Source organism: Mesorhizobium waitakense (assembly GCF_056431085.1).
Window position 1 is genome coordinate 1 of the sequence record NZ_JBWKME010000189.1, and the last position, 15,527, is coordinate 15,527.

The 15,527-nt window shown below is 57.0% G+C and carries 11 protein-coding genes and 3 pseudogenes; 6 read left to right on the forward strand and 8 right to left on the reverse strand.

The window, feature by feature from the left end; all coding sequences use genetic code 11:
* Positions 1–57 precede the first annotated feature (57 nt).
* The gene (locus AC07FD_RS33875) at positions 58–192 is read right to left on the reverse strand and encodes a hypothetical protein (RefSeq protein WP_478353388.1); all 135 of its coding nucleotides are present in this window, start codon (positions 190–192) and stop codon (positions 58–60) included.
* 114 nt (positions 193–306) lie between these two features.
* Here AC07FD_RS33875 and AC07FD_RS33880 point away from each other — a divergent pair.
* The 4 genes and pseudogenes from AC07FD_RS33880 to AC07FD_RS33895 all read left to right on the forward strand — a co-directional run.
* Positions 307–543, forward strand: a pseudogene (locus tag AC07FD_RS33880) (ISKra4 family transposase); the annotation flags it as partial.
* Between the two features lie 299 nt (positions 544–842).
* Entirely contained in the window at positions 843–1,724 is an 882-nt protein-coding gene (locus AC07FD_RS33885; protein WP_478353351.1) for a GHMP family kinase ATP-binding protein, read from the forward strand.
* A 22-nt stretch (positions 1,725–1,746) separates the two neighbouring features.
* Positions 1,747–3,366 (forward strand): GNAT family N-acetyltransferase, encoded by a 1,620-nt coding sequence (locus AC07FD_RS33890; RefSeq protein WP_478353352.1) that lies wholly within the window; start codon positions 1,747–1,749, stop codon positions 3,364–3,366.
* Positions 3,367–3,555: 189 nt separating this feature from the next.
* A pseudogene (locus tag AC07FD_RS33895) lies at positions 3,556–3,759 on the forward strand (winged helix-turn-helix domain-containing protein); the annotation flags it as partial.
* A gap of 770 nt (positions 3,760–4,529) precedes the next feature.
* Here AC07FD_RS33895 and AC07FD_RS33900 read toward each other — a convergent pair.
* A pseudogene (locus tag AC07FD_RS33900) lies at positions 4,530–4,660 on the reverse strand (transposase domain-containing protein); the annotation flags it as partial.
* 495 nt (positions 4,661–5,155) lie between these two features.
* On the opposite strand from AC07FD_RS33900, the gene AC07FD_RS33905 reads away from it, so the two are divergent.
* Positions 5,156–6,037 (forward strand): SAM-dependent methyltransferase, encoded by an 882-nt coding sequence (locus AC07FD_RS33905; protein WP_478353353.1) that lies wholly within the window; start codon positions 5,156–5,158, stop codon positions 6,035–6,037.
* A gap of 70 nt (positions 6,038–6,107) precedes the next feature.
* Here the strand turns inward: AC07FD_RS33905 and AC07FD_RS33910 are convergent, their stop codons facing one another.
* From AC07FD_RS33910 to AC07FD_RS33925, 4 genes are all read right to left on the reverse strand, one after another.
* Positions 6,108–6,407 carry a LysR family transcriptional regulator gene (locus AC07FD_RS33910; protein ID WP_478353354.1) on the reverse strand — a complete coding sequence of 100 codons (300 nt, stop codon included), beginning with the start codon at positions 6,405–6,407 and terminating at the stop codon, positions 6,108–6,110.
* Positions 6,408–6,671: 264 nt separating this feature from the next.
* Positions 6,672–7,475: a dimethylarginine dimethylaminohydrolase family protein gene (locus tag AC07FD_RS33915; RefSeq protein WP_478353355.1), complete on the reverse strand. Its 804-nt coding sequence runs from the start codon at positions 7,473–7,475 to the stop codon at positions 6,672–6,674.
* Between the two features lie 39 nt (positions 7,476–7,514).
* Positions 7,515–8,477, reverse strand: a complete 963-nt coding sequence (ctlX, locus tag AC07FD_RS33920) for a citrulline utilization hydrolase CtlX (protein WP_478353356.1) — start codon at positions 8,475–8,477, stop codon at positions 7,515–7,517.
* Positions 8,477–9,550, reverse strand: a complete 1,074-nt coding sequence (locus AC07FD_RS33925) for an ornithine cyclodeaminase (protein WP_478353357.1) — start codon at positions 9,548–9,550, stop codon at positions 8,477–8,479. The genes ctlX and AC07FD_RS33925 overlap by 1 nt, the downstream gene beginning before the upstream one ends.
* A gap of 242 nt (positions 9,551–9,792) precedes the next feature.
* On the opposite strand from AC07FD_RS33925, the gene AC07FD_RS33930 reads away from it, so the two are divergent.
* Positions 9,793–11,220, forward strand: a complete 1,428-nt coding sequence (locus AC07FD_RS33930) for an MmgE/PrpD family protein (RefSeq protein ID WP_478353358.1) — start codon at positions 9,793–9,795, stop codon at positions 11,218–11,220.
* A 374-nt stretch (positions 11,221–11,594) separates the two neighbouring features.
* On the opposite strand, the gene AC07FD_RS33935 is transcribed toward AC07FD_RS33930, so the two are convergent.
* Together AC07FD_RS33935 and AC07FD_RS33940 are read right to left on the reverse strand one after the other, a co-directional pair.
* Positions 11,595–12,887 (reverse strand): M24 family metallopeptidase, encoded by a 1,293-nt coding sequence (locus AC07FD_RS33935; protein WP_478353359.1) that lies wholly within the window; start codon positions 12,885–12,887, stop codon positions 11,595–11,597.
* 206 nt (positions 12,888–13,093) lie between these two features.
* A complete protein-coding gene (locus tag AC07FD_RS33940) occupies positions 13,094–15,481 on the reverse strand; it encodes a 1-deoxy-D-xylulose-5-phosphate synthase N-terminal domain-containing protein (RefSeq protein WP_478353385.1) in 2,388 nt (795 codons plus the stop codon).
* Between the last annotated feature and the right edge of the window lie 46 nt (positions 15,482–15,527).

Sequence of the window (15,527 nt, forward strand, 5' to 3'; positions counted from 1 at the left end):
GGCCAGATACGAAACCGCCTCGTCGGGAGCCTCAGCCGCCGCGGTGGCGAATTATCCTTACGCAGCGAAGAACTTCAGTTGAACCGCCAGTCCAAGCCTCGACCCGGCCGGCTTGTCGTTCGCAAAGTCGATGTCGGCAAAAGAGAGGCTCCACTCCCTGGTCAACGCCTCGAGCGAAACACGCAAACCCATAGATCCACTCCCTATTCCAAGAGTGAATTCTCAGGCGACGACCCCATGCCGGTCAATGTGTTCCGACAACGTTCCACAACTTGGCCAAGATCGCAGCTTCGGGCCGATTAGGCCAACTACGCAGAGCGGCACCGCTATGGAGCGGTGGTTTCGACCGCCTTCGTCGAGTCAACTGTCAATCAGGTGGTCGCCAAGCGTTTCGCCAAGAAACAACAGATGCAATGGACACCGCGCGGCGTTCATCTCCTCATCCAGCGAACGCGCGTACTCGACGGCACTCTCGACAACGACTTCAAGCGCTGGCGCGAGGAACGGCAGAGACCAGAAAATGCACCCAGGATGGCCGCCTGACGACCCCCAACTTTTTCATGCTCCCGTCTCCGACATGCCCTGGGGAAACAAAAGCAACTGACACCCACGTCCGACTTGTCGAGTATACGACGTTGTGGCTCTTACTGGCCTTCCTCTGCTCCTACTCTAAGCCATTGAAGATTATCATCTTGGCCCCTTCCTCAGCTCTATGCCCGTAGTTGGCACGACCTTTGCGATCCCACGGTCATAAACAGCAAATAATCGCGACCAGTAATTTTTGGTCGCGATATTTACCCTGGACCAGAAGCTTGAACGACTCGCTGTTAGGAAGACCGATCATGCGTATTGTGGAAGGACACGGTGAGGCTATCGGACACCATGGCGAGCTCATCCAGGGCATTTTTGAGGATTGGGAAGGAAAGCTGCACCGAGGTCTCATTTCGTTGCCATGCCGCCACCTCAACTCTCAGGCAGATTTCAGGCCGCGGGATGAAGCCGGAGTGTCGGTCACGCCCGTACACCGCACAAAGTCAAAGCGGGCCGCAGAGCTCGCGCTCGAAACGCTTGGCAGAGGCAGGACCGGTGGACATCTGGCCATTGCCAGCAACATTCCCATTGGACGCGGCATGGGTTCATCCACCGCTGATGTACTGGCCAGCATCTTGGCAGTCTTTGATTCCCTGCACAGCCAGCCAGCGTCCGACATTGTGATGCAAATCGCCGTGAGTGCCGAAACGGCATGCGATTCCACATTGTTTTCACAGGTGGCTGTGCTCTTCGCGCAACGCGAGGGCAAGGTGATCGAGGCATTCAGGAACCCGCTTCCTCCCGTAGACCTGATCAGCGTCGATACGACAGCCGGCCAAAACATTGATACGTTGGCATTCAAGCCTGCGCGATATAGCTCCTCCGAACTTGAACTCTTCCGCCCGCTGCGGAGTGCCCTGCGGAAAGCGCTCGAAGCTTCCGATCTTGATCTGCTTGGCCGAGTTGCCACGGTGAGCGCCCGGATTAATGAGAGATTCCTGGGAAAACCGCGGCTGCACGAGATCGAAGCGATTGGCGCTCGTCATGGCGCAGTTGGTATACAGGTCGCACACAGTGGAACAGTTGTTGGCTTGATGTTCGACCCGGCGAAAGAGAAGAGCGCCGAAAACGTAGAGCTTGCAACGCGTGACCTGAGAATCTCGGGTTTTGAGCCCTCAATCATCCCTCACTGAATCCAACCTTTGGAGAACAGATGTGTCCAACCGCGCTTTAATGCGGAATCTTGAGGATTTCGAGAACCCCCGAATCGTGAAGTTAAGCGATGGCCTGTATGGCGCCAGCTTCTTTCTTATGAAGCTGCTCCCTGCGCGGTTCATGCTTGAGCAAGCGGTGGAACGAGGATTACTGAAACCAGGCGCCACAATCTGCGAGTCCTCTTCCGGCACTTTCGGTCTCGCCTTGGCTATGCTTGCGGTACAGCATGGTTACAAATGTATACTAGTTAGCGACTGGGGGCTCGACCGACACCTTCATAGTCGGCTTCTGAGGCTTGGCGCACACGTAGAAATTGTCAAGGAGCCCGCGCTCAGCGGTGGAATTCAACAGGCGCGGTTGGACCGGCTCGCGGAATTCCTAAAAAAGACACCCAACAGCTACTGGCCTTCCCAATACTCCAACCCGAATAACCCGCTCTCATACTCCAAATTCGCCGAACAGCTTATCCACCGACTGGGAAAGATCGACTGCTTGGTTGGTCCCGTAGGTTCAGGGGGCTCCATGTGCGGCACGTCCAGGTTTCTGAGGGTTCCCTTCCCCGATTTGCATGTCATTGGGGTTGATACTCCAAATTCCGTTCTGTTTGGGCAACCAATCGGTACGCAAGAAGATCTTGGCGGGCTAGGGGGTGAGATCATTCCGGCTAATGTTGACCACACGCACTTCAATGAAGTTCATTGGCTAATGCCCGCCGAGGTTTTTCATGCAACTCAAGAGCTTCTTCGGGATGACTCGCTATACATGGGCCCGACCAGCGGTGCGGCGTATAAGGTGGCCGATTGGTGGTCTCGCAAGAATCCAGACAAGAAAGTTGTTGCCATCTTTCCTGATGAGGGGCACAGGTACGTCGAAACTGTATATGATGATGAGTGGCTCTCAACTGTTCCTAACTGGTCTAGGACCCTGCGGCAAGAACCCGTTGAAGTCGCGGCCCCTACGGAAGAAATGACGGGTTGGTCCTCCTATCTCTGGGGTAGACGAACACTCCGCGGTGTACTCTCGCGCAGCATCGAACGTTCATCTAGCCAGTCAATGAGCCCACACCGACAACAGGTAAACCGACTCACTCTCGAATCCGGCAGGCTGCCACTTGCCGCCGAAGCGGGTGACGCCGGTTCGGAAACGACGTTGCAGGAGCTATCTCACTTTGACCATTCGAAAGTTGCCCATTTACAGCTTGAGCCCGAGCAAGAACAATTTCTCGATCCTCTGGAAGCATCCTTTTCAGAGCTTCGAAATGCCTCGATACCTGAGCTGCATCACGCTTTCGCTGTAGTGACCTGCAATGAAACCGTTGGCTTTTTTATCCTCCGCGAGGGAGCGGCCGTTCCGGAATGGGCACCGCCGCAGGTGTTCACTCTGCACAGTCTCCGGGTGGGCCGGGCATACCAAGGCAATGGGTATGGCAGGGCGGCCGTTCAACTTGCCGCACAATGGATTTTGGCGAATCGACCGTCCATCAAACGACTCATGCTGGGCGTCAATGTCCGCAACGTGACGGCCAGGCTCGTATATCTCAATGCGGGCTTTCGAAATACAGGCGCTACTTATGAGGGCCCGGCAGGCACTCAAAACACCTTCGAACTAGAATTGGTTTAGGGAAATGAACGTGGGCTCTTTCTAAACGAGCGCATCGTGTTTCCCCTCCGTGTGTCTTGCTGGCAGTGGTGGGTACTAGCCTTGCGGGAGGCGAGCTTTACGTCGCAGGCGCTTTATCTGTCGCAAACATGGTGCTGCTCAGAAAACCCGACCATGTTCAGATTCACGTAACTTTTGGGAGTTTCCTGGATGCCGCGGAGTGTCGCAAGGCCGCTACACGAGAAGATCCGAGAAGAGATCATGCAGCGCGTCTTCGCAAACTGCTATAAGGCAGGGGAGAAATTGCCATCCACCGCTGAGTTGGCAAAGGATTTCAAAGTAAGTGCCATAACTATCAAGCGAGCGCTCCAAGACCTTCAGCGCGCTGGAATCTTGCGAACGAGCCCAGGGCTCGGAACCTTTGTGCGAGAGAGCTGCAGATTTCTTTGTAACCTCGACCTCTTCCTCAGTGAACTCAGTGACTCTCAGCGCGTGAGGCTAAAACCTAGGGTTCAGTTGATTTCGGTAACAAGAGAGAGAATTGGAATTCCGGCCTTGAGTGTGTTCAAACCGCCAAGTGTAGCAATGCTTTGCTCACGAACAATCATATCGGCCGGCGAAACGCCGATCATGCTTGATACTTCATTTATGCCGCTTTCCTTGACTGACAAGGGTGTTGACGAGTTCGGCCACAAGTTTGTTAGCGAGATATTGCGAGCGCAAGGAACACTGTTTCACGGGCCGAGACTGCTTATAGATGCCGCGCCAGCCTCAATCGAAGCACGGGAGGCATTCGGGATTAGCGTTGGATATCCAACACTCCGACGCTTGTATCACTTGCCAACCAGCAACACTTGCTTCTCAGTCTTTGGAGTTTCGGTATCCCCATTCGACCGGCTGGCGTTGCACCACTGAGCTGGCGATACTCAATGTATCCCTACGGGTAGAGCCGCGTTGAGGAATTGAAGTTGTTTTCGTGAGGCTGGCGTTTCGCCACGTTGCTAACTACGAGGCTAACGACAGTGTCTATTCATGATTTGAGATTTTGGCGGGGAGTGCGCGTCGCCGGAATTTCACCCGCGCCGACAAAGAGGCAATTGTTTCGGACACTTTGAACGGCAGCCTCTGTGGCGGACGTTACTCGTCGCCACAAGATTGATCGGTCATTGGTCTACAGTAAGCGGTCAGCCGATAGCGTCAGATTTGAAGTTCCAGGGCATGAGCGCCTCGATTTCCGATACGTCCGGCCTCGAGCGATGCGGGTCAACGTCTGGGAGAGCCAGAAGACCGGATCAATGTTTTTCATTTTGCAGGTTTATGCCGACCGGCGAACTATGCCGATTAATCAAGCTTTTGCCAATGGTTTCGGTGGCATAGCAGTAGCCTCATCGACATAGCTTAGGGTCTTCTCCGTCCCAATTAATTCATCCACGCGAATGTGGACATCAAGCGCGCCGTAGTTGAGCCCCCCGGCCGGCAGCGATTGACGCTCTTGAGCGGTATCCGAGCATGCTAGGGTCCGAATGCAAGTTCTAGCATCAGGCACGGTGGCTCGCTAAATTTGGGAGGACCGCAACTCCCCAAGGATTTTGGGTGCAGATATTCTACAAGCGCATCTGTGTGCTTGGCACGATTATTGCTGCTCCCCTCTCGAGCCGGAATGGCCGTGTCGAAAGGTCGAGCCTGAGCGAAAACAGCTAGTGTTTCAGTTTGAATGAGGTGTTGTGGGGGCTTTGTAGCTCACACGCCGATCTGGCCGTTCACGATCGCGGTTCACGATGAGAGTGTTACACCTTCTGGGAGTACCGAAATGAACGAAATCAAATCACCCGTTGGCGCATATTCGAAAGTTCCTAGGTGGCATTTCAAAATGATGCGGGACCCCGCACGAAATACAGCAATAGAGGCAGCCATCGCGTCTTGTAATGTCACAGGGAAGACTGTTGTTGAAATCGGAACTGGGGCCGGCCTTCCGGCGATGCTCTTCGCCAGATATGGGGCTCGAAGGGTATTCACATGCGAGATGGATGAGCGAATTGCCGATACGGCGCCACAGATTATCCACGCCAATGATTTGCAGGATTGCATCACGGTGATTGCAAAGTCCTCAAGCCAAGCAATCCTAGACGGCGACCTTCCTTCGGCACCTGACGTCATCTTCACAGAAACATTAGACGCAGGAGTCGTTGGTGAGGGATATGAGGCGATCGCGGAGGACATCCGCCAAATCGCCAGTCCTACTACAGTTATTATGCCAGATCGAGTCCAGCAATTCGGAGTTCTATGCACTGACGTACAGGCTTTTGAGGAGAATTCCGTGTTTAATCAATGCGGGTTTGATCTTTCCGGTTTTAACCTGTTTGCCGAACGTGCATACTTCACGGTCACTCAGATGCAGCACAATTTGGTGTGTCTCTCGCCAGCTATTTATTTCAGGAACTATGACTATCTAAATCCAAACGCCCTGAATCCCGTTGAACACCATGTCATCGCCCACAGCTCCGGCCTCTGCCACGGAATGACCTCATATTTCGACGCATATTTTGGGAGGTTCCTTGTCACCTCTAGAGATCTGAAGAGCCATTGGCCAATGGCTTTCCACCCTTTATGCGAACCTCTGCCGATCGAATCTGGACGGCATTATCGCTTGAAGGGGGACAAGACTGGGTTGATCGATTTGGTTTCGATATGATGGATATCCTGTTCGTTAGCGTTTGGAGTAATACACCAGCGCCGATCCTCGCAGCAAAGCCCGGCTTCCGTTAGCAATTTGCGCCGCGCATTCGCATTTCGACTTGTAGGAGCCTGTGACGAGGCGTCCGGTCTTGCCGGCGCCGGCTGGCATTGGCGCGCTCGGAAAGGCGCTGGACCGCGTCGAGGATGCGCTGGGCTCCGACGACGAACTCTTCGCCGGTGGGCGTCAGCCACGCTCCAGAACTGGCGCGGTCGAAGAGTAAGACGCCCAGGTCGTCCTCGAGTTCGCGGATGCGCTTGCTTATGATCGGCTGCCAACTCTTGGCCAGCGGCGCTGAAACTTCCGTTCCGGGCCGCCGCAACGACATATCGGAGATGACGAAAGTGCATTATTCTCCCTCGCAAAACGACCATAGGAACGACAGCGTCGCCGTTTCGGTGACTGCGTTCGAGGCCGCAGACATCTTTGAAAAGGTGGCTGCCAGTCGGGACCTGTTCGACGGCAGGCAGGTTGCCTCGGGAAGAGGTTGGGAACTTCGGAGCGCCCATTAAGTCCATGGATGCCGCTTCTTTGCATTCGCGGCACCGCATTCAGAGAACCGGAACAAAGATCCGGGTCCACGATAGCCGGCCTATCTGCCGTTGTGGTACCAGCGCAGCGACATGCAGGAGAGGCCTGCATCGATCTTTTCGATTTCAGCCGTCTTCAACGGCACGACCTGGTAGCCAGCCTTGTCGAGCAGCTCGAGCGTACGCGGGTAGTTGGCGCTGGCGAAGACCACATCGTTGACCCGCAAGACGTTGGCCGCCGGCTCTTCGCCTTCCGGCACGACGATCTTGCAGAATCCCTCGAACACGGGAGCATCGGCAAGTGCCGCCGTCGCAATTACCGTCTCGTCGTCAAGCAGCGACGACGCCGTCTTAAAATGCAACACGCCTTTCGGGGTCTCGGCAATCCGGGCATTTCCGCCAAGCCTTTCGATGCAGCCGATAATCGCCTCTGCACCAGCCTTGTCGGTACGGTCGGACAGGCCGATCAGCAACCCCTTCGGCGTATACATTATGTCGCCGCCGTCTGCCTGGCCCGGGACGGGCAGTTCGAGAACCGTCTCGAACATCTCGCGCAGGATCGGCGCAAGTTCGGCAGTCTCCTTGACGCGCGTGGGCGTACCGGGACGAAGCAAGATGGCGCCGCCGGTAAAGACGAGTGCCGGATCCTCGACGAAAATGGAGTCAGGGAACGCCTCCAGCGGCTGGAGGACGGTGACCTCGACTCCGGCATTACGCAACGCCGCGATATAGCCGTCGTGCTCGGCCTTGACGCCTTCATAAGTCGGGCCGCCGCGATCGTCGGCGCGCAGGCCGTTGACAACGGAGGTGGAGGGCTCGCGAACGATGGCTGCATTGAACTCATAGACTGATCTGGTCTGCGACATGTTTCGTTATCCCGTAATTTTAGCGTGACTGCTTGACGCTTATGCGGCCGCGAACAATAGGTGTTCCGTCGGCGCCGTGCGCCGTGACAGATGGATGCCGGCCAGCATGCACCGAACCGAGCCGCCGGCGAGTTCGATCGTCGAAACATCGAACGGCAGGAGCTTCGCGGATTGTTCGATCGCCGCGATTTGCCCTTCATCCAGGGCTGCATGCGCTCGCGCCGAAAGGACGACGACGCGCCCTTCCCTGCCCTCCAGTTCGATGGCGTTGCCCGCGAAGTTCTCGATCTGACCAACTGAAAGCTCTATGACCTTGCGGCCGGTCTCTTCGAGCCTGGCGACGATCTCCTGCCGGCGCTGAACATCCGGGACCATCTGCATTCCGAGCAGCGCAAAATCCGTTCCGATGCACATCAGCACATTGGTGTGGTAGATTGACTTGCCGCTGCGATCGACGGCATCGAAGACCATCGGTTCGAAGTTGAAGTGGGTGCAGAACCGTTCAAGCGCAACTTCATTGGTGCGATTGGAGCGCACGGCATAGGCGACCCGGCCGATGTGATCGAGTACCATCGCCCCGGTGCCTTCGAGATAGACATGGTCCTTCTCAAGGCCCGAGTAATCGATCACGTCCTGTACCCGGTACTCGTTCTTCAGCATCTCGATCACGTCACCGCGACGCTCTTTCTTTCGATTGGGCGAGTACATCGGGTAGATCGCGACATGGCCGCCCGAATGGGTTGAGAACCAGTTGTTGGGAAAGACGGAGTCCGGTGTCGAGATCGTATCGTCTTCGAAGACATGAACAGTAACGCCGGCAGCAGCAAGGCCTTCTGCCATCTGCGTCACCTCGTCGAAGGCCCGGCTGGCAATAGCCGATTGGGAACGCTTCTCGTCGTTCGACTGGAACGCATTGTCGACGGCGGTCATTGGGTTCGGGATAAAGTGATGCGGTCGGATCATGACCACGGACTTCGGCGCTTGTACGGACTGTCTCGTCATCAAAGTGCTCCAGCCTTGAGTGCCACAGGAGCAGCGTTTGCCGCCCGCAAGATCATGCCGAAGAGGTCGCGTGGCTCGTCAGGATCGGCCAGCAGATCGAGTTCCTCGTAAAGCCCGGTCTCCCTTAGCCGGTCGCGGACGTAGCGAAGGGCGGAGAAGTCCTCAATGGCAAAACCGACGGAATCGAACAGCGTGATCTGCCGTTCGCCGGCGCGGCCGGCCACCTTACCCGCGATTACCTGCCAGAGTTCGGTCACCGGGTGATCCGGATCGAGTTGCTGGATCTCGCCTTCGATGCGCGTCTGGGGCGGATACTCGACGAAGATGTCCGAGCGCAGCAGGATGTCGCGGTGGAGCTCCGTCTTGCCGGGGCAGTCGCCGCCCACCGCGTTGATGTGAATGCCGGGACCGACCATGTTGTCGGTCAGGATTGTCGCACACTGCTTGTCGGCGGTGACGGTGGTGACGATCTCGGCGCCTTCGACAGCCTCCTGCGCCGACGCGCAAGGGGTGATCTCGAAGCCCATGCCGACAAGGTTCTTCTGGCAGCGCGCCGTGGCAGACGGATCGATGTCATAAAGGCGAAGCTTGTTGATGCCGAGGATCGCCTTGAAGGCGATGGCCTGGAATTCCGACTGCGCGCCGTTGCCGATCATCGCCATCGTGCGCGCGCCCTTGGGTGCTAGATATTTGGCAGCGACCGCCGACATGGCCGCAGTTCTGAGCGCCGTCAGGATTGTCATCTCGGTCAGCAACATCGGATAACCATTGCCGACGTCAGCGAGCACGCCGAAGGCGGTCACGGTCTGGCGACCCGAGCGTGTGTTATTCGGGTGACCATTGACATATTTGAAGCCGTAGGTTTCACCGTCGCTGGTCGGCATCAGCTCGATGACGCCGTCCGCGCTATGGGAGGCAACGCGCGGCGTCTTGTCGAAGCACCCCCAACGCCGGAAGTCCTCTTCGATGTAGGCGGCAAGCTCGATCAGGAAGCGCTCGACGCCGGTAGCCAGCACAAGCTTCATCATGTGATCGACGCTGACGAACGGGACGACATTCAGTTTCTGTTGCATGGCATGAACCTCCTTGCCGGTGCTCCCGAGGCTCGCGACTGGGTGACCCATCAACGGGCAGAATGAGTGCGCGACCTTGAGGACGCTCGCACTCGATCATCGATCGCATATTCGAGCTGCAGTCACCACAACAATGTGTAGACCTGGTATATCTAGTATGTCAATATGCGGCCCGCTGAGCTCTCGCGTAGCAGAGGGTTCCGGTTCATCGCCGGGACTCAACTTTTTCTGGAAGGAAAACTATGTCGGCAGATGCGTGCACCTCAGTTGAACACATCCTTTTCCCCCGCAGCATCGCTCACGACGATGCTGGTCGCTTGGCACGATTCCTAGCCGAACTCAGGTACGAAAGCATTCCGGCGGACGTGCTGCACATGGCTAAGCTCATCACCCTTGATACGATCGGATGTATCGTCGCTGGAACGGACACGCCTCTCGGTGAGAAGATATTGGCTGCATACCAAACTGGAGAGGACAAGCGTGGCTGCTGCGTTCCGGGCACTGACCTGCTACTTTCCCCGTCCATGGCTTCCAAAGTGAATGCTTGGCTGTCTGATGTGCTCGACTATGAAGACGTCGCCGCCGGGCATCCGAGTGCAACGGTGATACCTGCGGCACTCGCTATGGCGGAACACCTGAAATCGACGCCCAAATGGTTCCTCACCGGGGTTGTAGCCGGGTATGAGGCAGGATTGCGGGTGCACGACGCAACTCAGGCGACACCGGAAGCTTACCGGCGTTTCGCTGTGTATCACGCGTGGCATGGTGTAGCGGCCGGAGCTGCAGCTATGGCGGTGTCGGGTGGGTCGGAAGAACAGTTCCGATCCGCTCTCGGACATGCTGCCGCTAATACGTCCCTCCCGCTTTGGTACGTCCAATATGGTCGGCCTGCCCATGCGCTCAAGGCAAACTACGGTCAGATGGCGCTTGGCGGTATTGACGCAGCACTTTGCGCACGTCGCGACATTGTTGGTCCATTCGCGATGCTGAGTGACCCCGAAAGGGGGTTCGCAAAGATCATCGGGTCGGACCAATTCGATCCCGCTCAGCTTTCGAACGGCTTAGGACAGGTTTGGCGTACGAAAGAATCGTCACTGAAACCATTTCCGAGCTGCGCGTTCCTTCACACGACAATTGATGGGGTTTCGAGCCTTGTGAAAGCTCACAGGATCGACCCCGAAAACGTTGAGAAACTCCACATCAAGTGCTTTTCGAGAATAACCGAATGGTTTTCGGATAAGGCCCCCCGCAGCGACATCGATGCTCAGCTATCTATCGAATATGTATCGGCAATGGCGGTTCTCTCGATCGAAGTCGGGAGACAGTGGTATTCCCCGTCGCTTATGGCGAGCGCCCGCGTATCTGAACTGATGCAAAGGATTGAAATTGAGCTTGACCCGATTGCCGAAGCAGCATTCTGGAAGCATGACCAATATATCTCGAGCATAATCCTCCATACCAAGGACGGACGGAGTTATACAACGACCGTCGACTGGCCGCCGGGCCATTGGCGGAGGCCCTTTAGTATGAATGATGTCGCGGAGAAGTTCGCACGAAATCTCCAGGGCACGCCGATTGAGAAGAATGCTGCGAAAATCATTGAAACAACAATGACCATGGATCAGCTGAATTCCTTGGAGGAGTTGTACGGCCTCTTAAAGGCGGGCTAACGCTACGGGGCTGGGGCGATCGCCCTCCCTTCGTGGTGGCCCTGCGAACTCTCCCTGTTTTGGACGTGATCACTGCGTCCACCAAGGAGCTGCGGAACTGCCGATGCGTCCTCGTGTGCCGCATTGAGGGACCTCACATCATCTGCGACCCCAATGGACGCTATCGCCTTGGTCGCCAAGGCCGTTTTCTGCTATTGCTGCCAACCATACTCCAAGAGCTAGAAATCTTGATACGACTGTTGCGTGGCGGCGATCGTTCTCGCCACCGATGGTTCAGATAGACCTTTTGAAGCAATGAGCTTGACCGACTAAGCTTCAACGTACCTTAGACTGGTATGGCTCAGGCCATGGGAGATCGGATGGTGGCGCCTATATCATTTCGCCGTGGGCGCTATAACCGGCACACGGTCAGGCGAGAGGTCACTAAGAAACTCAATTCCGCCATCGCGAACAAACACAACCTCTTCAAACTGGAAAACCGCGCCGTTCTTCTCGAGTTTCGGTTCGAGGTGGAAAATCATGCCCGATTCTATGATAGTTTGGTCGCCCTCCGAAATCGATGGCGGCTCCGTGACATCGAGCCCGCCGCCGTGGCCTATGCGCGAGACGTGCCCGTATAGCTGGCCAAGTTCGGCCTCCTTCCACAGGCGCTGAAAATAACTGAAAACGTCACAGCACCGCTGCCCGGGCCTCACGCTGTTGGCGAGCTCGATTGTCAGCGAGCGGAGGCTCTCGTACGTCGCAATTTCCCAATCCGATGGCTCGCCACATCGGGCGATTCGATTTCGATCCGCAGGGTAGCCTCCGTACGTGGCGCGAAAATCCGTCCAGATATAGTGACCATCCCTCAACTTCCGATCAGACGGGGGGCGGCCGTAGAAGAAGTCACCATCGCTGAAGAGCATCGCGATCGGATCCGCGCTTTCAGCCCCGTTAAGATAGATCTGGGCTTGCATCAATTGGCAAAGCTCGAACTCCGAGATACCGGCGTAGGCATTTGCGATCACCTGATCGAAGGCGTCATTCACAATAGCGAAGGCGACCTTCTTCATTTCTGCTTCGAACGGCGTCTTCACCAGTCGAATCCGCCACAAGATATCGGTCCCGCCTTGGACCGCCCCGTCGGATGCGATGTGCTTCAACCGATCAATGAGGTGCAGCGATCCGCGACCTAACATATCGGGCCCATAGTCAACTGCTATCCGCCGGCGCGTCGAGGCCGGCATCGCAGCTATCTGATCCGCAATGGCATCGATCGCCTCGGTTAGGTAGCCATCATAGGCGATTGCCGAGAACAGACGTGGCATGCTCTCCATCAGCCGCACCTCGCCGAGACTGCCGAAGACCAGCAACCGATCGAGTGTAAGCACGGCCAATAAGGGCCGGGCATGATATGTCCATGAGAGGGTTCGGTAGTCGGTGAAGTACTGGACGTTCTTTTCGTCTGTCAGGACCAACACATCGGTCTCGCAACGACCCATCTCTGTTCGCGCACGGCTGAGCCGTGCTTCCAGTTCAGCGCTTGGCACAGCTGGAGCGGGCGGCAACGGTCTCGCGTTCAGTGTGACAGGATGGGACGTCGAACGCAGGTTAGGCGGCATTGGATTCTCCTTCAGGCGCAATAGTTGTCCGATGGGCTCAAAAAGAGCACCCGATCGATTATCCATGCAGGTTTTGATCGTGCGCTAAGTTGCATAATATCGCTATGCGAGAGCCCGGTTATCCATTCCGAACTGTTGAGGCTGCGTTGTTCTGGTCACGACTTTCTCGCACCTCATTGCTAGCCTGGCTGAAAAGCTCCCGCCGCTGAGAAGTATCGGGAATGGTGCTCCGGCCGGCGGCGGGCTTCGCAGAGGGAGGCAATTTCTGATATTTACGCCGCCCTGACAATTCGGCGCCCCGGAGTAAGGTTTGAAGCGACTTCGGCGATGTTGGCGGCATCGAGGCCATAATGGCGATAGAGGTCAGTGACCGTGCCAGTCTGGCCAAAATGCTCAACGCCGAGACTATGCGTACGGTGACCGATGACCCCACCCAGCCACGAGAGCGTTGCTGGGTGACCATCGATGGCGGTCACGATTGCAGCGTGGCGCGGTAAGGGCGCAAGCAGCCGCTCAATATGTCCAACCGCATCCAGATGCCCACGAGCGCGCGCACGCATCGCCGCCTGCCAGCCCGCATTGAGCCGATCAGCCGAGGTGACTGCGAGAACGCCTATGTCGCGGCGTATGTCGGCAACCATGCCTGCGGCCGCAATCGCTTCGCTTGCCACCGTTCCCTGGTAGGCAATGACGAGGTCGCAGTTGGGGCCGGGCTCACGCAACCAGTAGGCGCCATCTATGACGCCTTGCGCGAAGGCAGAATCGTGGGCGCGGTTCGGCTGTTCTAGTTGACGCGTCGACAGGCGCAGATAGACCGCCCCGCCGGTTTCATCGCGCAGCCAGGTGCGCTCATCGGGATCGCCCTCGCCGTCCCGCTGCATGTAGTCGAAGGCCCACGCCATAATGATTGACAATTCGTCGGCAAATGCGGGCTCAAAGCTGGCGAGCCCGTCTTGGCTCATGCCTATCAGGGGGGCCGCGATCGACTGGTGCGCGCCGCCTTCCGGCGCCAACGTCACACCCGAGGGCGTGCCGACGATCATAAACCGAGCATCTTGGTAACAAGCATAGTTGAGTGCGTCGAGGCCGCGTGAGACGAACGGATCGTAGACCGTTCCGATCGGGATCAGCCGTTCGCCAAAAAGTGAGTGAGAGAGCCCCATTGCACCGAGCAACAGGAACAGGTTCATCTCGGCAATGCCTAGTTCGACGTGCTGGCCCTGTGGTGTAAATGTCCACTTCTGGGCGCTTGGCACCCGCTCGGCCCGAAACGTATCGCTCATTTCTGTGCGGGCGAACAATTGCCGTCGATTTACCCAAGGGCCGAGATTCGTGGAAACAGTGACGTCCGGCGAAGTCGTTACTATGCGGTTTGCTAAATCGCTGTCGGATTTGGCGATTGCATCTAGTATCTTGCCGAATGCCGCCTGAGTGGAAGCGATCTCTCCCGCTGCTGCAGCTATCGGAATCGCATCGCTTGCGACGGCAACACGCGACCCAGTGTGACGCCGACACCCGGCGGCAAAAAATGGTACCGCGGTGATGAACTGTCCCAGTGCTCTTTCGTCAATCCCGAGGCCCTCGGCCAAATCCCACTCATGGCCATCGCGGATGTTCATCGCTTTCTTGAACACGTCCATCTGGGCCCCGGTCATCAGGCCGGCATGGTTGTCCTTGTGGCCGGCAAGCGGCGTGCCCCAGCCTTTGACCGTATAGGCAATAAAGGCGGTCGGGCGGTCATGGTCGATAGCGTTGAACGTGTCGATCAGAGTGGAAAGGCAGTGCCCGCCGAGATTTTCCATCAGTTCAGCAAGCTCTTGGTCACTGCGCTTCTCCAGCAGCGCAGTTACGCCGCCCTGATCCGCGATCTCGTCCAGCAATCGCTTGCGCCAGGCCGCTCCGCCCTGGAACGTTAGCGCGGAGTAGAGCTGGTTGGGGCACCGGTCGATCCACGTTTTAAGGGCGTCGCCCCCCGGTTCCTGAAACGCGGCGCGTTGCAATGCGCCGTATTTTAGCGTCACGACATCCCAGCCGAAGGCACGGAAAACCGTTTCGATTCGCTCATGGAGACCCTCGCGCACCACGCCATCCAGGCTCTGCCTGTTGTAGTCGATGATCCACCAGGTATTGCGGAGATCGTGCTTCCAACTCTCCTGCAGGCACTCATAGACGTTGCCCTCATCGAGTTCTGCGTCACCGACCAGCGCCACCATCCTACCCTTCGGCCGGCCCGCCGCTTCCCAGCCACGCGCGTGTACATAATCCTGCACGATGGAGGCGAATGCCGTGATTCCGACACCGAGGCCCACCGAGCCGGTGGAGAAGTCTACGTCGTCAACGTCCTTGGTGCGGCTCGGATAGGATTGTGCTCCGCCATATCCTCGAAAATTCTCGAGCTTTTCTCGGGCCTGGTTGCCGGCAAGATACTGCAGCGCGTGAAACACAGGCGAGGCGTGTGGCTTGACCGCCACGCGGTCCTCGGGCCGCAGGATAGCGCAGTAAAGCGCCGTCATGATCGACACCATTGAAGCCGATGAGGCCTGGTGCCCACCGACCTTTATTCCGTCCACCTTCTCACGACGGTTGGCCTGGTCAATGATCCAGCACGAGAGCCACAGGAGCTTACGTTCGATCGCACGATAGAGAGCGAGGCGATCCATTTCATTACCGGCAGCATTTGAGACAGTATCCCGCACCTCAATCTCC